Consider the following 19035-nt stretch of genomic DNA (forward strand, 5'->3'; position numbering starts at 1 on the left):
GTCAGTACTATCTTCTCGGGGACTTTCGAATACACGCACGACCAATCGAGCGACGTATCAGGTGGGGAGAAATATGACGGACAGCAATTCGACAGGTGAACGGCGTAAATCGGAGACGAGCGCGATCTCCGACCCAGCGCAGTTCCCCGACCTCCCTGTCACGGTGGTCCTCGACCGGATTCCCGTGCCGATCCTCGCTGTCGATCCGAGCGGTGCCATCGTGTTCGCGAACGAGGCGTTCGACGAGCTGTTCGGGACCGATCGTTCGGAGCCCTCGGACTTCCACCTGCGACATTTTCCCGGACCAGGCTCCCGAGGGCGTCAACGTCGCGGACATGTTTCTCACGACGGTCGCGACTCGCGCCGACTCCTGTGGCGCATGACGGACAAGACCGGTGACGTCGTGCAGGTTCGTGCCAGCAAGTCGATCCTGCGTCGCGCGGAAGACAACCTCGTGCTCGTGGCGCTGGAAGATTTCACCGATCAGCTCTGGAACGATCCCAAAGGTGCTGCGCCCCCGTGAGTGCGTAGTTACGTCGGGACGTAATTACCCACTCACGGGCGCGACGCCTCACCTGGCGAAAGTTCTCGCCTGATTTCCGCCGATCTTTTGGCCTCGTACATTGCGGTATCCGCCTTGAGGATCGCCAGGTGAACCATCTCGGCGGCCTCAACCGGCAGATGTCCTTCAAGCGTCCACAGGCAACATCGCGGCGCCGACGCTGCCGGTCACCGATATGTCGTCGTTCGGTTCGTACAGCGACCGCACCACTCGATCGCCGAGCGCGGCCGCCTCCACCGGGTGCATCAGTACCGCAATGGCAAATTCCTCACCGCCGGTTCGTGCCACGATCGAGCCGTCCGGCACCGCATTCGCCAGACGGTATGCGGTGGATCTGAGACTCCGTCTCCCGCCGCGTGTCCGGATGTGTCGTTCACCGACTTGAACCGATCGAGATCGACCACGAATATCCCGACGTTCTCTCGGCTGGGCCTCGGTCAGCATTCTTTCGATCCTCGTTTCGAACCCGCGTCGGTTCAGCAGCCCTGTCAGCGAATCGGTGATGCCGAGGTCCAGCTGGGCTTTGATCACCGCACGGAACACCAGGACCGAATTGACGACGACCAATGCGACGAGCGCCTGCGCGATCACCGCCGGACCGTCGTACACACGCTCGTAATAGGCACCGGCGGCGAACGCGACGATGACGGCGCTGATGAAAGCCGAGTGCACCAACAGCACTCTGGTGCTGGAGAAATACGCGATGTAGATGCCGATAACGGCGAACAGCACAGTCGCGTGCAGGGCAAGGCCGCGATCGGAGAATGTGACGAGGACGGCCGTGACCCCGACATCGGCGTAGAACACGAACCAGCCAGGCATTCGCACGATGTCTCGGCCGTGTGTCCACCACCATGCTCCGACCGGAATCGTACTCAGCAATACCGCCGCACACAGCACTCGTCCCCGGGGAGGCCGGGCCGTCGTCCGAGAACATGATCACTGCGCCGATTACGGCGAAGATCGGCACCAGCATCGAGATGCCGACACCGACCTTGCGCTCCAGTCGCTCCACCGGGCTCGTGGCCGGCCGGTCGCGGAGAGTACGCAGTGGCCACCAGCGGGCGATACCTGGCACTGCGCCTCCTTTACTGGTCTCGTCGACGCCCGACTCGTCGAGAATCCTTGCTGTTACGTGCCCGGCCGGACACGCTCGAAATCGGTCGGGAAGCGGTCCAACAGGTTCACCAACGCCGCACGGTCATCCTGTGACCATTCCTCGATCACCAATCCGAGGTGAGCGGTGCGTATCCGGTGCATACGGTCGGCAACGTCGCGTCCCGAGTCGGTGACCGCGAGAACGTAGGCACGACCGTCCTTCTCGTCGCGCATACGTTCCACGTGCCCGTGTTCGACGAGCTGAGCCACTTGGCGGCTGACTGTCGAGGGATCCGAATTGACCAGTGTCGCGAGCTCACTCGATCGCATCGGGCCATCGCGCAACAGCCGGAACAAGCATACGAACGCGGCCCCTTCCACGCCCCCGGATTCGGAGGAGAGCTGAGCCAATTTGCGCTCACGGATGCGTTGCAACCGAACGAGTTGCGAGCCGAGCTGCTCGGCGGTGTCGGTGTCGATATCTGTCACGTCAGCTACCACTGAAGTCGGCAGGACGCTTCTCGAAGACGGATGTGATGGCCTCGGTCAGATCGTTCGAAGCGAGGAACGCGGCATTCCATGCAGCGACGAAACGCAGGCTGTCGTTCACTGCCGCAGACCTGGTGTGATCGAGGACAGCTTTGACGCCGTGGACTACGAGTGGAGGTTCGCAGCGATGTCTGCCGCCGTCGCGCGTGCCCGGCGAGCAGCGCGTCGTAACTTTCGAACACGTCGTTGACGAGGCCGATCTTCTCGGCGCGAGCGGCGTCGATGTCCTGCCCGTCAAAGCCAGTTCGCGCAGGTGACCGTCGCCGATGATCGCCGGCAGTCGGGCAAGCGATCCCATGTCGGCGACGATGGCAACCTTGACCTCACGGACGCTGAACTTTGCATCTGCGCTGGCGTAGCGGATGTCCGCCGCGCTGATCAGATCGAGGCCACCGCCGATGCACCACCCGTGCACTGCCGCGACGACGGGCTTGCGGCAATCGGCAACGGCATTGGCTGCGAGCTGCATGCGCTTGATCGTGTCGTGGAACACGGTGCGCGGTCCGGCGAGCGCTTTGTCTGCCATCAGTGGCGCGAACTCACCGCCCATCGCGGCCAGGTCGAGTCCGTAGGTGAAGTTCTTCCCGGATCCCAGGAGCAGGATCGCCCGCACCTCGGGGTCGGCATCGAGCTGGGTGAACAACTGCGGACATTCGGTCCAGAAATCCGGACCCATCGCATTGCCCTTACCCGGACCGAGCAGCGTCACTGTCGCGATGTGGTCGGAGATCTCCAGCGAGAATGCGTTCCAGTTGCGTTCCGTCATGCGTTCGAGCCTAATCGACGCCAGGTTGGGGTCGCAGCGCGTCGGAATAGCCTTGTGCGCCACAGTTCAGCGGGCGGCGCGGCTCGAGGATTGCCTGGGTATCAATGTCGGAAGAGCTTGATGCACGGCCTTTGCCTCATCGGTCCCGTTGATCAGCAATTCCATCGCAGTGCCCGCGATCTGATCGAACGCAGTGTGCACCGACGTCAACGGCACCGGAAGCAGCTGCGCGGGAATGTCGTTGTATCCGACGAGTGACACGTCGTCCCCACCTGCAGATTGTGGCGATGAGCAGCAGACAACACACCGAGGGCAAGATTGTCGTTGGCTGCGAACACCGCGGTGGGACGGTCGGTGGCGTCGAACAGCTCGTGTCCAGCACGCCCACCCGCTTCGATTCCGTAGCCGGTTTCCACAGTCCACTCCGGCCTCGGTGACACGCCGGCTCATCCAAGGCCCGTCGCGCACCTGCTAGACGGCCGACGGCACTCGACGTGAAGAGCGGGCCGGTAGAATCGCGATATCGGTGTGGCCGAGATCGATGAGATGTCGAACCGCCAGGTATCCACCGGTCTCGTCGTCGCCGATCGACGATGGACTCTTACCGTCGGTCCGTAGGACGAGAACGTGAGGAATGCCGTTCTCGCGCAGATGATGCGGGAGGGGATCGTCGGTGCGGCTCGTAGCCAGCACGACACCGTCCACATTGCGTTCCAGCAGCGATTGCGCAGCGTTCCATTCGTCCGTGGGATCGTCGCCACTTGTCGCGACGATGGCGTGGTAACCGTCCTTCCCTGCAGCCCGGTCGATGGCCTCGAACATCAGTGCCATCACTGTGTCGGACAGTCGCGGCACCAGCACCCCGATAGTCGCTGTTGCACCTCGCCGCAAATTCGACGCGAAGGTGTTGCGTCGATAGCCGAGTTGTTCGGCAATCTCACGCACCGGACTGCCGTCGCCGAACGGGACGGAGCGACGCGGTCGTCGAGCACCCGACTGACCGTCGACACGCTGACGCCCGCGGCCTTGGCGACGTCGCGGAGCGTGACGACGTCTGTCCGTTCCGTCGAGAGCCGGTTCTGGTGGGACGCATCGGCACCTCCTTGACTGATCGGTTCGATCGGACGACAGGACCGAACTTACCGATGCCCAGCTGATTGCACATGCAAACGTCCCAGGAACGTTTGCAAGGGGTTCCACGCAGGCCCGTGCGTCATGCGAGCCCCGTCACCCCGAGCCCATCGAGGTGATGGTTGACACATTCGGGGTCACGGGATTAGCGTCATAAAGGTTCCCGACAACGTTCCCAACCGCCTCTCGAAAGGACGTCATCATGAATTCACTCGATCTCCGCGGACTCAGCCCAGCACCGATCACGCCCTTCACCCGCGATGGTGAAGTCGACTACGACGCGATCGCGCGCCTCGGGTCATGGCTTGGCAGTGTCGACGGAGTCAAGAGCTTGGTCGTCCTCGGCCACGCAGGCGAGGGCACCTTCCTCACCCAGGCCGAGCAGGCCAAGGTGATCGGTGCGTTCCGCGATTCGGTGGACGGCAAGCTCCCGATCGTCGCAGGCATCACCGGCGAAGGCACCGCAGTCTCCGTCGAGGAAGCCAAGCGCGCGGTCGACGCCGGTGCATCCGCCGGTCTCGTCTACCCCTCGCACGGATGGCTGCGGTTCGGTTACCAGGACGGCGCACCACAGGACCGGTACAGGGCACTGTACGAAGGCTCGGGCCTGCCGCTGATCCTGTTCCAGTACCCCGACGTCACAAGGCGACCTACAACCTCGACACACAGCTCGAAATCGCCGCTCAAGAGGCGTTTTCGCCACCAAGAACGGCGTCCGCAACATGCGCCGCTGGGACCGTGAGATTCCGGTGCTGCAAGGAGAACCCGACCTGCAGATCCTCAGCTGCCGACGAGTACCTGCTGCACACCATGTTCGACGTCGACGGCCTCCTGGTGGGTTACGGCGGCCTCGCACCCGAGCCCCTCGTCGAACTCATCGCCGCCGGCAAGGCCAAGGACTACCCGGCAGCACGTGCCATCCACGACCGCCTGCTGCCCGTCACCGCGAACGTCTACCACCGCGGATCGCACATGGAAGGCACCGTCGCCCTCAAGGAAGGCCTCGTACACCGCGGCATCCTCGAACACGCCACTGTGCGTTCGCCGTTGCTCCCGCTTGCCGGCGCGCACGAGGAGATTGCGGCGGCACTCGATTCCGCGAACCTCGGCTCGGTAGTGCCCGCCCTGGTCTGACCGGCTCTACGGTCACAACTCCCTGTCCTCGGTGCCCTTCCGTAGTCGCCGCTACGGCCCGGAGGACCGAGCACCACCTTTCGGCATGCGTCACCGCACTCGCGGACCGGGTCGAGTCCGTTCGGTTGGACTGCCGAGCTGTGCACCAGATCCATCCCTCGTATTCGCCCCTTGCCACACCAGAGACGACAGCAGACTCAACCCACGTCGCCGGCTGGAAAAGTGCTTCGAGAAAGGGCTCGCAATGAGTCAAGACCACGCATCACCGGTGGTACCGTCCGCAGCCGTGCGAACTTCGGAACCCCCGGCATTCGGCTCCGGCAAGCGGAAAGCCTTCCTGAGCACCATCACGATGGCCGGGCCCGCTTTCATCGCAGGCGCATGGCAATTCGGCCCCGGCAACCTCGCCAGCGCCGTCGAAGCCGGCAGCAAATACAGCTACAGCCTTATTTGGGTCATCGTGCTCTCGACGGTGTTCATGCTGGTTTTTGCGGACATGAGTGTCCGGCTCGGAATCCGCACCCCGAAATCGATGATCAGCTCCGTCAAAGATGTCCTCGGCCACAAGGTCGGCGTCGCAGCGGGATTCGGCGTCTTCATCATCACGCTGTGCTTCTCGGTGGGTAACGCGGTCGGCTCCGGCCTCGGGCTCTCGATGGTCTTCGGCGGATCACCACTGATCTGGTCGGCGGTGTGTACTGCATTCGTCGGCTTGATCTTGTTGTTCCGCAACGTCTATCGCACTGTTGAACGCGTCCTGTTGGTCATCGTCGGACTCCTCGGTGCCACGTTCATCATCAGCGCCGTCATCTCCAAGCCAGACTGGTACGAAGCGGTCAACGGCGTCGTCCCCAGTATCCCGCCGGGAGGACACTGCTCGTCGTCGCCCTTGTCGGCACCAACTTCGCTCAACGCCGCCTTCTTCACCTCGTACGGCACACATGAACGCGGCCGCACCCGTACAGTACAAGCAGACGACCATCGCAGACACCATCCCCGGCATCATCGCCCCGGAATCATGACGTCTCTGGTGATCATCGTGGCCGCGGCTGTGCTCGGTCGACAGAATGCCGAAGCGCAGACACTCGTCGGCCTGGCCAAGATCTTCGAGCCCATCGCCGGACCTGTCGGATCGACCATCTTCGCCCTCGGCCTGTCCGGTGCCGCTTTCTCCGCCATGGTCGCCAACGCCACCGCCGGCGGCTGATGCTCTCGGACGCACTCGGCAAGGGCCCTCGCCCAGCACGCTGACCGCCAAACGCACCAGCGCGGCGATCCTCGCCTGGGGACTGGCAATCACGTTGATATTCACGAAATCGCCCGTTCAGCTGATCATTTTCGCTCAGGCATTGACGGTGCTGATCGCGCCATTACTTGCTCTACGTCGCGAGCAACAACCGCCAACTGATGGGCGATCTGCGCAACACATGGTGGAAGAACATCATCGGCGGCCTCGGCTTCCTCTCCATCCTCTCGCTCTCGGGCCTACTGATCTACGAGCTGGCGACGAGATAGTGTCGACGAACGTCCCGGGCTGCAACTGCGGTCCGGGATTTTCGCTGTGTCCGTCGGTGCCGCAAACGCCGATGATCGGCGAAACGCCGATTTCCACCACCGCCGACGCATTCTCTATGAGGACGAGAGTCCTGTCGGTGCAGGGAAGCGATGAATCCATGGCTGCGCATCTTCGAGTTGGGCTGCGAGCCGCAGCAAGTCCCTCTCCGATCCCAGTTTCCCGACGAATTGAACACCGAGTGGCAGCCCGTCGTCGGTCCAGTGCACAGGCACACTGATCGCCGGGCGACCGGTGACATTGGCCAACTGCGTGTACGGCACCCATCCGAGCCCGTTCTGGACCGTCTCGTCCAGAACACCGCTGAGCGACAGTAATCGCCCGCCTCGCACGGCGTGGACAACACGAGCTGCTGCGTGAATCACGGACGAGTTGGCAGTGGCACCGATGACGGGCGGGGTGGTAGCGATGGTCGGGGTGAGGAGATAGTCGAATCGCTGATGGAACGCAGCGAGCGATCGTACATAGCTTGCGGTGTTGTCGATCGCCCGCATCTGCGCCTCGAGGCCGCTGTGTCGGCCGTATTCGGCAACTGCCAGTGTGTCAGCCTCGAATTGCGAATTCGCCGCTCCAGTACGGGCTTTGATCTCCGACACCTGAGCGGTCACCTGCGCGAACCAAATGGAGAGGAAGTCGCGAGAGAGCGCCCAATCGTCATAGGGCGGTTCGACTTCCTCGACGTGATGACCGAGGTCCTCCAGAAGGCGTGCCGCGTGCTCGACGGCAGCCACCGCTTCACGATCAGGTCGAGTGTTCACTGCCGACTTCACCGAGAAGCCGATGCGTAGGCCGGACGGCCGACTATCGAGTTCGTGCGCGTACGGGGTCGCCGGAAACTGCGCTAGGTAATCGGCACTCGGGTCTGGCCCGACTATGGCGTCGTAGAGGCGCGCACTGTCGCGAACAGTGCGCGTCACGACACCCTGGCCATTCCGTACATAACCTCGCCGGACTGCGGCCCATAGGGCGAGGCCACGGCCCAGTTTGAGACCGAACAGCCCGGTGCATGCAGCCGGTATTCGGATCGATCCACCACCGTCGTTCGCCCCGCCGCCGGCACGATGCCCGCGGCCACCGCTGCTGCCGACCCACCCGATGATCCACCTGGGGTTCGATCACGGTTCCATGGGTTGCGCGCTGGCCCCAGAGGTCGGGCTCGGTGACGCCTTTGGCGCCGAATTCCGGGTGTTGGTTTTCGAAGATCACCAACCCGGCGTCCAGGAATCGCTGAGTGATCAGAGCATGTTCGGTTGCGACGTCGTTCGCCAAGGAACGTGAACCGTTCGATGTCGGATAGCCCTTGTACTCCTGCGCAAGGTCTTTCACGAGAAATGGGACGCCCGCAAACGGCGCCGATGGCGCGAGAGTCGACAATTGCCCTCCGCCGCGGCGTCCATCCGCAGCACTATCGCGTTCAGATCGCCGTTGACTGCGTCGGCGAGTTTGCGCCAGGGACAGCAGTTCAGCTGCGGTCACTTGCCGGATCGGACCTGTTCTGCGAGGGCCGTCGCATCGAGGAGAAGATACTCGGCGAGATTCACCTGCACACTGTCTCCGCGTAAGACCGAATCGGTGGCAATCGCGTATGCAGAGCATTGAGGACCAATCGACACCGATCGAGCCCACCGATGAAACGATGGGGCGATGCACTTCCGGCAACTTCGGTACCTTGTCGTCCTCGCACGCGAGAAGCACTTCACTCGTGCGGCCGATGCCTGCTCGGTCTCGCAACCAGCCCTTTCGAGGCGATTCGCAAGCTGGAGATCGAACTCGACCTGCCCCTCATCGTACGAGGGCACAAGTTCGAGGACTGACACCCGAGGGACTACAGATCGTACGGTGGGCCAGAGAAGTCCTGGACGCCCAGCACTCTCTGCACCAAGCTGCCGCGAGCCTGCGTTCCGGGTCACCGGCACCGTCCGCATCGGCGTCATCCCGACCGCGTCCGCAGCGGCCGCCGACATCGCGAGCCCGCTGTCGGTACGGCACCCGCTCGTGTCACTTCACCGGCGACTTGTCGTCGGTCGACATCGCCGCCCGACTCGATCGCTTCGAACTCGACGGGGCATCACCTATCTCGATCATGACGTGCTCGAGCACTATCGATGCTTTCCGCTGTACGAGGAACGCTACGTTCTGTTGACTGCAGACGATCCGACAGTCCCGAGGCGGGCCGAAATCTCCTGGCACGAAGCATCAGCACCGATGTACGCTACCGTCGATCATGCGAGGCCGCCGATCCTCGACGAGCATTTCGCCGAAGACGGCACCCACCTGAACGCTCGCATCGAAACCGACTCGGTGGCAACGCTGTACGCCCATGTCAAAACGGGGCAGTGGTCCGCTGTGGTGCCGTCGATGTGGTCGACAGTATTCGGTGAGCCACCCGGACTCAGGTGCACTCCGCTGACCGAGAACTTACCGGCCCCGGTAGTCGGGTTGATCACTCGACTGGACGGACCGTCCTCGATTCTTGTCGAGGCCCTCGAAGAGACCGCCTCGACCTTGAACCGGACATCATCGGAATCTCCTATCAACCAGTAGGAACGGCGTCTTGGACACCGCCGACCTCCGTGGTGCACCCTCGAAGGCATTTACTTGGAGAGAGAGGGTTCAACGCTGATGACTCGCCGAGACGCCTACGACTACGACGAGAACAGCGTCGTAGTTTCGAAGAACAAGCAGTACGCAGCGGGCGTTCCCGCGGTTGTGGTGTCGCTCCAACGAGGCATCGAGCAAATGGGGCCGACGCGCACCGCGCTGTCTCTGGCAAAGCTCAACCAACGCAACGGCTTCGACTGCCCCGGCTGCGCCTGGCCGGAGACACCCGGCCACCGCAAACACGCCGAATTCTGTGAGAACGGCGCCAAGGCGGTCGCGGAAGAAGCTACAAGACGAACTATCGGTCCGGAATTCTTCGCGACGCATTCCGTCGAAGATCTCTTGGACCGAACCGAATATTGGCTCGGCCAGCAGGGACGACTCACCCACCCGATGGTTCTGCGGCCCGGCGCGACCAACTACGAAGCGATCGACTGGGATGCCGCCGAGCGTCTCATAGCCGACGAACTGAACGCGTTGAGCAGCCCCCACGACGCCATCTTCTACACCTCAGGGCGCACCTCCAACGAGGCAGCATTCCTCTACCAGTTGATGATTCGTTCCTACGGAACCAACAACATGCCTGACTGCTCCAACATGTGCCACGAGTCGTCCGGCAGCGCCCTGACTGCGTCGATCGGGATCGGAAAAGGATCGGTATCGGTCCCGGACATAGAAAACTCGGACCTCATCCTCATCGCAGGTCAGAACCCAGGCACCAACCACCCCGGATGCTGTCCACTCTCGAAAAGCCAAGAAGAACGGCGCCCGCGTCATCGGCATCAACCCGCTCCCGAGGCCGGCCTGCTTCGGTTCAAGGATCCGCAGAAGGTGAACGGCGTCATCGGCGACGGGGCGAAAATTCCGACGACTTCCTCCAGATCCGCATCGGCGGGGACATGGCACTGTTCCAAGGCCTCGGCAAACTCCTCGTCGACGCCGAAGACTCCGCTCCCGGAACCGTTCTCGACCGAGTTCATCGACACCCACCGCCGGATTCGACGAATGGCTCGACCACATCCGTCGTGTCGACCTCGACGTCGTCCTCGAAGCAACCGGCCTGACGCTCGAACAACTTCGAGGACACCGCACGCGCCTTGATCGAATCGAACGCCACCATCATCTGCTGGGCAATGGGACTGACGCAGCAGACCCACGGCGTCGCCACCATCGAAGAAGCCGTCAACCTGCTGCTGATGCGCGGCATGATCGGCAAACCGGGAGCAGGGGTCTGCCCTGTCCGCGGGCATTCCAACGTCCAAGGCGACCGAACCATGGGCATCTGGGAGAAGATGCCCGAGACATTCCTCGCGGCGCTGGACACCGAATTCGGCATCACCTCGCCACGAGAACACGGTCTCGACGCAGTCGACTCGATACGCGTGATGAGTCGACGCCCCGATCCGTCTTCGTGGCGGGGGCAACTTCGTCTCCGCCACCCGATACCACAGTGACCGAAGCTGCCCTACGCAATTGTTCACTCACCGTGCAAGTCTCGACCAAATTGAATCGCAGCCACCTCGTGCACGGCCGTACCGCGCTCATCCTGCCTTCCCTCGGGCGCACCGACAAGGACGTTCAAGCCACGGGAAGCAGTTCGTCACCGTCGAGGACTCGATGTCGATGGTGCACCGCTCCCGCGGCGGGCTCACCCATCCAGCACACATGCGCTCCGAGGTCGCAATCGTCTGCGGCATCGCCGCCGCGCTGTTCGGCCCCGACCATCCCGTGCCGTGGCCGTCGTTGGCCGCCGACTACGACCTCATCCGCGACTCCATCTCACGCGTCGTACCAGGTTTCGAAGACTTCAACACCAAAGTCCGACGCAAGGACGGGTTCGGGCTCCCCCCCCACCCACCCCGCGACTCACGCACCTTCGACACCCACAACGGCAAAGCCAACTTCGCCGTCAACGACCTCGAGTGGCTTCCCGTGCCGACCGGCCGACTCATGCTGCAGACCATGCGAAGTCACGACCAGTACAACACAACAATCTACGGGCTCGACGACCGCTATCGCGGCGTCAAGGGTGGCAGACGAGTACTGTTCGTCAACGTTCGCGACATCGAATCCCTCGGCTTTTCCGACGGAGACCACGTCGACCTGGTCTCCGAGTGGACGCAACGCGACGGCTCCGTCGAAGAACGCCGAGCGGACAACTTCCGGCTCGTGGCCTACCCGACCCCGCGAGGAAACGTCGCTGCCTACTACCCCGAAACCAACCCGCTGATCCCTCTCGATCACGTTGCCGCCAAATCCAACACCCCGGTGAGCAAAGCGATCTTGATCCGGCTGGAACGTCGGTCCTGACCGGCGAGGACGGCGGAGTTGTCAGTGCGCGGACGCGACTGACGCGAAAGCAAAAAAAGTCGATCAGCGGCAGATGCTGCCGCTGATCGACCACTTACCGAGTAGTTTTCAGCACCCGATGAAATTGACGGGGACGTTCACTGCAAGGCCACCTGTCGAGGTCTCCTTGTACTTGTCGCTCATGTCGGCGCCCGTCGTCCGCATGGTCTCTATGACTTGGTCGAGGCTGACACGGTGGATTCCGTCCCCTCGCAACGCCATTCGTGCAGCATTGATCGCTTTGCCCGCGGAGATCGCGTTACGCTCGATGCACGGGATTTGCACGAGGCCACCGATAGGATCGCATGTCAGCCCAAGGCTGTGCTCCATCGCGATCTCCGCAGCGTTCTCCACTTGAGCGGGTGTTCCGCCGAGGATTTCGGCCAACCCTGCCGCGGCCATCGATGCCGCCGATCCGACTTCGCCCTGGCAACCGACCTCGGCGCCGGAGATCGAGGCCCGTTCCTTGTACAGCGAGCCGATAGCGCCCGCGACCAAGAGGAATCTGAAGGAGACTTCGTCCGGATCGTTTCTGCCGGCTTCGGTGTAGCGCACCGCGTAGTGCAGCACTGCGGGAATGATCCCGGCTGCGCCGTTGGTGGGCGCCGTGACGATCTTCCCCCCTGCTGCGTTCTCCTCGTTGACGGCCAGGGCTACCAAGTTGACCCAGTCTTCTGCGTACTGAGGATCGCGTTGCGGATCCTCGATGTCGAGCCGCTTGAACCAGTCGTGTGCTCGACGGCGAACACCCAACGAACCGGGGAGGACGCCGTCGCGACTGATTCCACGTTTTTCGCACTCGACCATCACGTCGCGAATGTGCAACAACCTCTCCCGAACATCCTCCTCGCTGCGACTCGCAGTTTCGTGCTCGAGCATGATTGCGCTGATCGACTGGCTGCGAATGCGACTCAGCTCCAACAGTTCTGCGGCGGACCCGAATGACAAGCTGTCCGGGTCGGAGGAAATCAACGGCTGGTCGGCCTCGTCCTCGGTCACTACGAAGCCGCCTCCGACCGAGAAGTAGGTCCGCTCGTACGTAGTGGCCCCGACACCGTCGAGGGCCGTGAGCATCATTCCGTTGGGATGGAATGGGAGCACCGTCAGAGGACGAAGGATCATTGCCTCCTCCGACAATGGGATCTCATGCCCGCCGCCCAGACGAATACGCTGTGTTTCGCGGATCTCGTCCAGCCTTGTCCATCTCCTCGGTATCGATGGTTTCCGGCTCGAAACCCTCCAGGCCGAGGAGAATGGCAGACATGGTTCCGTGGCCCGCCCCTGTGGCCGCAAGAGACCCGTACAGGTCGACCCGGACGTTCGTGGTGGTGTCGAGGCGCCGAGATCTCCCAGTTCGGTCAGAAAGCGGGCTGCGGCGTCGGACCAACGGTGTGTGAACTGGATGGACCTATTCCCGATCGAAGAGGTCGAACACGCTGATGGTCATTTCGGGTGCAGTCCTTCGATTGTAGGAGCTCAGGGCGAGCGGGGTCCGCGGGCGACAGTCGTTGCTAGAGAGCCGCTCCAGCAGCGGTCGCGAAGTGCGTCCGAGCCCCGGAGTCGAGCATCACCGCGAACAACCAACCCGCGCCTGTCGGATCGGCAATCACGAGTTCCGGATAGTGCGCGAGCTCGGGATTGTGGATGGTCACCTGACCCGAGGCCGGCGCGTGGACGTCGACAACTGTTCCGCCGACTCGGATCCATCCACACCTCACCCTCGACGGTGTACGTGCGGACGGGAGGGAGGAACATCTCGACGTCTCCGGCCAAAGACGATGTGGCCTCGGTGGTCACACCGCATCGCACAGGGAAGTCCGGCACCGAATGGCGTGAATGCTCCGCCACCCAAGTGGACAGTCGTCTCGATGGTGTCCGAGTTGGGGATGATGCTCATGGCAACCACCTCAGTAGACAATTGATATATTAATTGTGTCCAACATAGATGCATCGCTGGACCTGGTCAAGAGCAGAGGTAGGCGTCGCCTGGTGGCCGGTGCAGATGAGCACTGCGAACACCTCGGGTGAGCTGACGAGACGAAGGGCTGTCGCGCGCGACAATTCGTCGATGTCACGTTCCTTTCGAGAACGTGATGACGCCCGAGCAGCGCCGCGCGCCCGACTCCGGCAGGCACCCCGATGCCAGAGGTGGGGTCACCCATACTCCGTCGAGTTCGACGACAAGGTTGGCGATCGTCGTTTCGGTGAGGTGACCGTCTTGGTTGATCATGATGACGTCGTCGAATTGCGGATGCCGTGCACGCATGCCTCGTACCGACCTCGGTCGGTGGTCTTGTGTCTCAGATCTTCGTCGCGCGCATCGACGGGTACCGAATCGATCGTCAGTGCAACAGGTCCGGTCATAGGCGGAGGATCCGATCCGACAACCGAAATCTCCCCATCGCCCGACACGGTGAGCCGAATCCGCTGCGGGCGTGACGTCCGACTGGCGAAGGCATGCAACTCTCGGCCGACATCTCGTCGGTCGAAGCGGTAACCGAGGTCCCCAGCCGACGCCTCCATGCGATCGAGATGTCGGCTGAGATGTCCGAATCCTGAGCCTGGGCGGAACATCATCGTCTCGAGCAGCGTCGGTTTGTCGACGGTACGCACGCTCGGCACCAGTTCGTGCGCAGTGACGGTCATGATGCCTGCGAGCGCATCGCGGCCGCCCGCTCGATCCTTTCGCAGCCGCCAGGACGGCCCGTCCGTCCGCAGTGGCGGCGACGTCGTGGACCCGCAGTATCGACGCACCGTTCTGCGCTGCCAACACAGCGGCGACGACGGATCCGAAGACCCGACCGTCGACCTCACGCCCGGTGACGTGACCGATCATGGACTTGCGGGACAGGCCAACCAGAACTGGCGCGCCGAGCTCGACCACAGCGGGTAGGGCCGCGAGGGCTCGAAGTTCTGTTCCGCCGACTTCCCGAACCCGAAACCGGGGTCGACCACGATGTTCTCCTGTCGCACACCAGCAGCCAGGCAGCGCTCGATGGCAGAGCGCAGGTACGTGCGCGTCGAGTCGACCACATCGTCTGCGAAGCGGCGTGGCTCCTGCATCGTTCGAGGCGTGCCCGCATGTGCATGACGCAGATCGGCACGTTCAACTCTGCCGCGACAGCAAGCGCGCCCGGTGCCGGAATGCGCGGACGTCGTTGAGGAATCTGGCACCCGCATCGAACGCCGCCTGCATGACGCGCGGACGCGACGTGTCGATCGAGATCGGCACAGTGGTTCGACGCGCCAGTTCCGTGATGACCGGAACGACGCGACGCAGCTCTTCCGCCACGGTGGGCGCCACCGCCCCGGCCTGGTCGACTCGCCGCCGATGTCGAGCATGTGCGCACCCTCGGCGACGAGCGTCAACCCGTGCTCGACGGCCGCCTCCGTCGAGATGTTCTCCGCCATCGGAAAACGAGTCCGGGGTGACATTGACGATGCCACAGATCCGGACCTCGTCCCCGGCCGGGCGGGCGAACACATGCGAAGTCACGTCGCCTACTTTCGTCGAGTGTGGTCTCGAACGCGAATCGCTACGATGCCCGAAACACATCCTCCAGAAACTCGGCCGACGCATCGAACAACCACTCGGCGAGGTAGCGCGCGAACGAGGAGCGCACGAGCAGTCGGTAGTCGGTTCCCGTGTCGTCGAGCGCGATGATCGTCACCGCAGCCAGCGCCAGCATCGTCTGCTGCGCAGTACCCTTCCGGTACACCGACGGATGCAGGTCGAGCGAGCATCCCTTCGACAACACCCGCCGAGCGTGCTCGCCGGACAGCCGGATGACCGTGCGTTGAGCGGACACATCGGTTGCCGCTCCGCCGTGCTCGCGCACCGCCGCTTGCAACTGTTGTTCCAACTCGACGCCGGACACCGTACGCGCAGTGATCAGCCATTCCTGCGGCCCGGCCCAGATAGCCGCTCCTGCAGATGTTTCGACGACACTGCCCGGCGCCGATGGTAGGTCGGCGCCGAGGAACTCCGCTACGGCTGCCGCGGCGGACCCGGTGGGATCGACCCACAGATCGGCCATGGCCGTGAACGCTTCCTCCGACATCGACGCCGAATTCGGCTGAGCCGCCATACGTTCGGTCAGACGGTGCAGTGGGCTGATGGGTACCAGAGTGTCAGCCATCTCGGCGCGCTCCTTCGATGTCGACGAGTACGGAACCGGTGATCTCGGCAGCGATCAGTTCGCTGCCGACGGGGATGTGCACGGTGTCGCCGATACGAGCTCGGCCGCCCTTGACAGAGCGAGAGCGAACGGTCTACCGAGTTCGGCGCTCATGTAGCTCGACGTCACGTGACCGAGCATCGGAACGGGCGGAGGAGGGACGCCGTCGTCGATCGTCTCGATGATCTGCGAGCCCTCCGGGAGAACCGTTGTTCGGTCCACCGGAAGCAGGCCCACGAACTGCTTGCGTAGTGGATTGCCGTTCTCGGCACGAGCAAACGAGCGCTTTCCGATGAAGTCCTTCTTCTTCTTCGATACCGCCCACGCCATTCCGAGGTCGTGCGGCGTGACGGTCCGTCGGTGTCCTGGCCGATGATCGGGTAGCCCTTCTCGGCGCGCAACACGCATCGTTTCGGTGCCGTACGGCGTGATGTCGTACTTCTCCCCTGCGTCGATCAGCCGCGACCACAGCGGGAGCATGCCAGCCGTCGACATTGACCTCGAATGCGAGTTCACCGGAGAAGCTGATGCGGGCGACGCGCACAGGCACGCCGCCGAGTTCGGCATCGCGCCACGCCATGAACGGGAACGCCTCCTGGCTGACGTCGAGGTCCGGGAAGACCTCTCCGATGACGGCCCGAGACTTGGGTCCGACGACGGGAAACGTGGCCCACTGTTCGGTGACCGAGGTCAGACGTACGACCAGATTCGGCCATTCGGTCTGGAGCCACTCCTCCATCCATTCGAGGATCTTCGCTGCGCCACCGGTTGTGGTGAACACCTGGAAGCGTTCGGAGTCCAGGCGCATGACCGTGCCGTCGTCGATGACCATGCCGTCGACGCCGCACATGACGCCGTATCGCACCATGCCCACCTTGGGGTGCTCATCATGTTGGTGTACATGAGATCGAGCAGCACCCTGCGTCGGGACCGGAGACGTCGATCTTGCCGAGGGTCGACCCGTCGAGGATGCCGACACTGCCACGGACAGCACATTCACGTAGGACTGCCGTGTCCATGTCCTCCCGGGCAGCGGGTAGTAGCGGGGACGCTTCCACTGTCCGACGTCCTCGAACACCGCGCGCGCGCGGCTGCCAATCGTGCAGTGCCGTCTCACGTTCGGGATCGAACAGCATGCCGCGCGAACGTCCGGCGAGCGCAGCGAAAGCGACCGGCGTGTACGGCGGGCGGAACGTGGTGGTGCCCAATGTCTCGATCGGTCGACCGAGCAGTTCGGCGGTGATGCCGGAGGCGATGACGCCCGAAGTCTTGCCCTGATCGTGTGCGGTGCCGATCGTGGTGTAGCGCTTGATGTGTTCCATCGCCGTCATGCCTGCGCCGACGGCCCTGGCGATGTCGCCGACCGTCGCATCGCGTTGCACGTCGACGAACTGGGTGTGCTCACCGCGAATGTCTGCAACACGCCACAGCACCATCGGGTCCTCGTAGGCGCGGTCGGTGCTGGTCGTCTGCACGGTCGCCAGCGCCTCGCCGGATGACTGACCCAGCGCTGCAAGCGCTTTGGCAGCCACATCCTGACCTGCATCGATGCACGCACCCAGGGAGAAGATGCCGTCCGCGGAGCCGGCGACCCGAATCGAGTCGACGTCTTCACCGGGGACGAATGCGCCGAGTCTGCCGTCGTAGCGGAGCTTTCCGCGAGCCTGGCTGAACAGGTGGACCGCGGGATTCCAGCCGCCACTGATCAACAGCACGTCGCAGGCAAGCGGCACCGAGGAACCGAGATCGCCCGGACGTCGACGCCACGAGTGCGTCGGTGATGCGGTCGTATCCACGGGTGCCGGTGACGACGGACTCGGAGTGCAGCTCGATGCCGCGTCGGCGGCACTGCGACACCCACTGCTCCGGCACAGTCGTGCGAGCGTCGACGACGGTGACGTCGACGCCGGCGTCGGCCAGATCGACGGCGGCAGCGTAGGCACTGTCGTTGGTGGTGAACACGACTGCTTTGCGCCCGACCTTCACACCGTATCGGTGCAGGAACGTACGGGCAGCGCCCGCGAGCATGATGCCCGGGCGATCGTTGTCGGTGAACACGATCGGCCGTTCGTGCGCGCCGGTGGCGATGACGATCTGCTTCGCTCGCACTCGCCAGACTCGCTGGCGCGAGATCCGGTCGGGGCATCGAATCCGAGGTGGTCGGTACGTCGCTCCAGCGCGAGCACGAAACCGTCGTCGTACGTGCCGAAAGCTGTGGTGCGCTGTAGATGCAGCACGTCGGGGTAGGTGGCGAGCTCGGCGACGACCTCGGAGACCCAGTCGGTCGCGGGCGCTCCGTCGATGCGGTCGGTGGTGCCGAGCAGTGTGCCGCCCGCTCGAACTGCTCGTCGATCAGCACGACGCGTGAGCCGGCGCGAGCCGCGGTGAGCGCGGCCGCGAGACCGGCGGGTCCGGCGCCGACGACGAGGGAGGTCGGTGTGTTGGTGCACCGCGTCGTACTGCGCCGAATCACCGATCTCCGCGAGACGGCCCTGACCGGGGATGCCCCGGGCGACCAATCCGTCGTAGAGCTCGATGGTGGACGCGAGCAGCATGGGCTCGGGGAACGGCTCCTCGATCTGCGCAAGCCGCCGGTGTCCTCGGCCCATGCCGCGGTGATTCCGCGCGGGCGACCCAGTTTGATGCTGGTCGTCACCTGGTGAATGCCGTTGGCCAGCAACGCCGACGCAAGGGTGTCTCCGGCGTGGCCGGTCAGTTCCTTACCCGCGAAGGTGAAATTCAATACGGTGGAGCGGTCGATCCGGCCGCCCTGCTCGGTCCGCTGTGGAGCAGTTGGGGAATTAGTCACGATATCGCCGGCCTTTGCTCGTCCACGCGGTAGATGCTGTGGAATTTGTACGTGGCGGTGTCACGGACCGCGTTGAACCAGCGTCGGCAACCGGCGTTGTGGCTCCAGCGTTCGGCGAACAGACCCTTGGGGTTGTTGCGGAAGAAGACGTAGTGGGCCCAGTCCTCGTCGGACAGTGCTTCCGGGTCGGCTGGGTATTCGACGTGAGCTTCTCCGCCGTAGTGGAATTCGGTCTCTTCGCGAGGTCCGCACCAGGGACATTCGATGAGTTGCATATCCGTGTCC

17 protein-coding genes and 8 pseudogenes are annotated in these 19035 nt (G+C 63.5%); 8 read left to right on the forward strand and 17 right to left on the reverse strand.

The genetic code is table 11. The features are described from left to right. Nucleotides 1–73 precede the first annotated feature (73 nt). Nucleotides 74–523 (forward strand): PAS domain-containing protein, encoded by a 450-nt coding sequence (locus tag D8W71_RS00005; RefSeq protein ID WP_236077632.1) that lies wholly within the window; start codon nucleotides 74–76, stop codon nucleotides 521–523. Nucleotides 524–688: 165 nt separating this feature from the next. Here the strand turns inward: D8W71_RS00005 and D8W71_RS00010 are convergent, their stop codons facing one another. From D8W71_RS00010 to D8W71_RS28295, 6 genes and pseudogenes are all read right to left on the reverse strand, one after another. Next, a complete protein-coding gene (locus D8W71_RS00010; RefSeq protein WP_236077633.1) occupies nucleotides 689–1384 on the reverse strand; it encodes a hypothetical protein in 696 nt (231 codons plus the stop codon). Nucleotides 1385–1693: 309 nt separating this feature from the next. Next, nucleotides 1694–2149: a MarR family winged helix-turn-helix transcriptional regulator gene (locus D8W71_RS00015; RefSeq protein ID WP_236077634.1), complete on the reverse strand. Its 456-nt coding sequence runs from the start codon at nucleotides 2147–2149 to the stop codon at nucleotides 1694–1696. Nucleotide 2150: 1 nt separating this feature from the next. Then, entirely contained in the window at nucleotides 2151–2975 is an 825-nt protein-coding gene (locus D8W71_RS00020; protein ID WP_236077635.1) for a crotonase/enoyl-CoA hydratase family protein, read from the reverse strand. A 66-nt stretch (nucleotides 2976–3041) separates the two neighbouring features. Next, a pseudogene (locus tag D8W71_RS28285) lies at nucleotides 3042–3415 on the reverse strand (substrate-binding domain-containing protein). 31 nt (nucleotides 3416–3446) lie between these two features. After that, nucleotides 3447–3920 carry a LacI family DNA-binding transcriptional regulator gene (locus tag D8W71_RS28290; protein WP_442972004.1) on the reverse strand — a complete coding sequence of 158 codons (474 nt, stop codon included), beginning with the start codon at nucleotides 3918–3920 and terminating at the stop codon, nucleotides 3447–3449. After that, nucleotides 3806–4096 (reverse strand): LacI family DNA-binding transcriptional regulator, encoded by a 291-nt coding sequence (locus tag D8W71_RS28295; RefSeq protein ID WP_442972069.1) that lies wholly within the window; start codon nucleotides 4094–4096, stop codon nucleotides 3806–3808. The genes D8W71_RS28290 and D8W71_RS28295 overlap by 115 nt, the downstream gene beginning before the upstream one ends. A 212-nt stretch (nucleotides 4097–4308) precedes the next feature. Between D8W71_RS28295 and D8W71_RS28215 the strand changes: the two are divergent. Beyond that, a pseudogene (locus tag D8W71_RS28215) lies at nucleotides 4309–5240 on the forward strand (dihydrodipicolinate synthase family protein). Nucleotides 5241–5526: 286 nt separating this feature from the next. Beyond that, nucleotides 5527–6447 (forward strand): Nramp family divalent metal transporter, encoded by a 921-nt coding sequence (locus D8W71_RS00035; RefSeq protein ID WP_161965373.1) that lies wholly within the window; start codon nucleotides 5527–5529, stop codon nucleotides 6445–6447. A 422-nt stretch (nucleotides 6448–6869) separates the two neighbouring features. Here the strand turns inward: D8W71_RS00035 and D8W71_RS00040 are convergent, their stop codons facing one another. Both D8W71_RS00040 and D8W71_RS28300 read right to left on the reverse strand, forming a co-directional pair. Next, nucleotides 6870–7838 carry an amidase gene (locus D8W71_RS00040; protein ID WP_442972070.1) on the reverse strand — a complete coding sequence of 323 codons (969 nt, stop codon included), beginning with the start codon at nucleotides 7836–7838 and terminating at the stop codon, nucleotides 6870–6872. After that, nucleotides 7727–8139: pseudogene (locus tag D8W71_RS28300) on the reverse strand (amidase family protein). Before D8W71_RS28300 ends, D8W71_RS00040 begins: the two are co-directional and overlap by 112 nt. A 5-nt stretch (nucleotides 8140–8144) precedes the next feature. Between D8W71_RS28300 and D8W71_RS27715 the strand changes: the two are divergent. The 4 genes and pseudogenes from D8W71_RS27715 to D8W71_RS00050 all read left to right on the forward strand — a co-directional run bounded on the left by D8W71_RS27715 (nucleotide 8145) and on the right by D8W71_RS00050 (nucleotide 11724). Next, complete coding sequence (locus D8W71_RS27715; RefSeq protein WP_236077638.1) at nucleotides 8145–8375, forward strand: hypothetical protein; 231 nt, start codon at nucleotides 8145–8147, stop codon at nucleotides 8373–8375. An 82-nt stretch (nucleotides 8376–8457) separates the two neighbouring features. Continuing rightward, nucleotides 8458–8559 (forward strand): annotated as a pseudogene (locus D8W71_RS28305) (LysR family transcriptional regulator); the annotation flags it as partial. A 93-nt stretch (nucleotides 8560–8652) separates the two neighbouring features. Beyond that, a complete protein-coding gene (locus tag D8W71_RS00045) occupies nucleotides 8653–9357 on the forward strand; it encodes a LysR family transcriptional regulator substrate-binding protein (protein WP_236078166.1) in 705 nt (234 codons plus the stop codon). 78 nt (nucleotides 9358–9435) lie between these two features. Beyond that, nucleotides 9436–11724: pseudogene (locus tag D8W71_RS00050) on the forward strand (FdhF/YdeP family oxidoreductase). A gap of 108 nt (nucleotides 11725–11832) precedes the next feature. Here D8W71_RS00050 and D8W71_RS00055 read toward each other — a convergent pair. The 4 genes and pseudogenes from D8W71_RS00055 to D8W71_RS28145 form a co-directional block, all read right to left on the reverse strand. Beyond that, nucleotides 11833–13210 (reverse strand): annotated as a pseudogene (locus tag D8W71_RS00055) (L-serine ammonia-lyase). Nucleotides 13211–13274: 64 nt separating this feature from the next. Beyond that, entirely contained in the window at nucleotides 13275–13481 is a 207-nt protein-coding gene (locus tag D8W71_RS00060) for a hypothetical protein (RefSeq protein WP_121109915.1), read from the reverse strand. 353 nt (nucleotides 13482–13834) lie between these two features. Further along, a complete protein-coding gene (locus D8W71_RS28140) occupies nucleotides 13835–13993 on the reverse strand; it encodes an aminotransferase class IV (protein WP_268959879.1) in 159 nt (52 codons plus the stop codon). Then, the gene (locus D8W71_RS28145; RefSeq protein ID WP_121118311.1) at nucleotides 13990–14409 is read right to left on the reverse strand and encodes an aminotransferase class IV; all 420 of its coding nucleotides are present in this window, start codon (nucleotides 14407–14409) and stop codon (nucleotides 13990–13992) included. The genes D8W71_RS28140 and D8W71_RS28145 overlap by 4 nt, the downstream gene beginning before the upstream one ends. Between D8W71_RS28145 and D8W71_RS28310 the strand changes: the two genes are divergently transcribed. Continuing rightward, entirely contained in the window at nucleotides 14408–14656 is a 249-nt protein-coding gene (locus D8W71_RS28310; RefSeq protein WP_442972005.1) for a hypothetical protein, read from the forward strand. The genes D8W71_RS28145 and D8W71_RS28310 overlap by 2 nt on opposite strands. Here the strand turns inward: D8W71_RS28310 and D8W71_RS27735 are convergent. The 5 genes and pseudogenes from D8W71_RS27735 to D8W71_RS00100 form a co-directional block, all read right to left on the reverse strand. Beyond that, nucleotides 14555–14943: pseudogene (locus D8W71_RS27735) on the reverse strand (dihydropteroate synthase); the annotation flags it as partial. The gene D8W71_RS28310 and the pseudogene D8W71_RS27735 sit on opposite strands and share 102 nt — an antisense overlap. Then, the gene (locus D8W71_RS27740; protein ID WP_236077640.1) at nucleotides 14870–15259 is read right to left on the reverse strand and encodes a dihydropteroate synthase; all 390 of its coding nucleotides are present in this window, start codon (nucleotides 15257–15259) and stop codon (nucleotides 14870–14872) included. The gene D8W71_RS27740 and the pseudogene D8W71_RS27735, both read right to left, overlap by 74 nt. A gap of 40 nt (nucleotides 15260–15299) precedes the next feature. Continuing rightward, nucleotides 15300–15902: a sarcosine oxidase subunit gamma gene (locus D8W71_RS00080; protein ID WP_121109917.1), complete on the reverse strand. Its 603-nt coding sequence runs from the start codon at nucleotides 15900–15902 to the stop codon at nucleotides 15300–15302. After that, nucleotides 15895–18750: pseudogene (locus D8W71_RS27500) on the reverse strand (FAD-dependent oxidoreductase). The gene D8W71_RS00080 and the pseudogene D8W71_RS27500 overlap by 8 nt, the downstream one beginning before the upstream one ends. Beyond that, nucleotides 18747–19025 (reverse strand): sarcosine oxidase subunit delta, encoded by a 279-nt coding sequence (locus tag D8W71_RS00100; protein ID WP_121109919.1) that lies wholly within the window; start codon nucleotides 19023–19025, stop codon nucleotides 18747–18749. Before D8W71_RS00100 ends, D8W71_RS27500 begins: the two are co-directional and overlap by 4 nt. Nucleotides 19026–19035 lie beyond the last annotated feature (10 nt).

Source organism: Rhodococcus sp. P1Y (genome assembly GCF_003641205.1).
Taxonomy (GTDB): domain Bacteria; phylum Actinomycetota; class Actinomycetes; order Mycobacteriales; family Mycobacteriaceae; genus Rhodococcoides.

Excerpts from the sequence above, each read along its gene's own strand:
- D8W71_RS00080 (WP_121109917.1), bottom strand. The coding sequence starts at position 15,902 with ATGGCTGACACTCTGGTACCCATCAGCCCACTGCACCGTCTGACCGAA.
- D8W71_RS28310 (WP_442972005.1), top strand. The coding sequence starts at position 14,408 with ATGATGCCTGCGAGCGCATCGCGGCCGCCCGCTCGATCCTTTCGCAGC.
- D8W71_RS27715 (WP_236077638.1), top strand. The coding sequence starts at position 8,145 with ATGGGACGCCCGCAAACGGCGCCGATGGCGCGAGAGTCGACAATTGCC.
- D8W71_RS28140 (WP_268959879.1), bottom strand. The coding sequence starts at position 13,993 with ATGATCAACCAAGACGGTCACCTCACCGAAACGACGATCGCCAACCTT.
- D8W71_RS00100 (WP_121109919.1), bottom strand. The coding sequence starts at position 19,025 with ATGCAACTCATCGAATGTCCCTGGTGCGGACCTCGCGAAGAGACCGAA.
- D8W71_RS28145 (WP_121118311.1), bottom strand. The coding sequence starts at position 14,409 with ATGACCGTCACTGCGCACGAACTGGTGCCGAGCGTGCGTACCGTCGAC.
- D8W71_RS00005 (WP_236077632.1), top strand. The coding sequence starts at position 74 with ATGACGGACAGCAATTCGACAGGTGAACGGCGTAAATCGGAGACGAGC.
- D8W71_RS00010 (WP_236077633.1), bottom strand. The coding sequence starts at position 1,384 with ATGCCTGGCTGGTTCGTGTTCTACGCCGATGTCGGGGTCACGGCCGTC.
- D8W71_RS00020 (WP_236077635.1), bottom strand. The coding sequence starts at position 2,975 with ATGACGGAACGCAACTGGAACGCATTCTCGCTGGAGATCTCCGACCAC.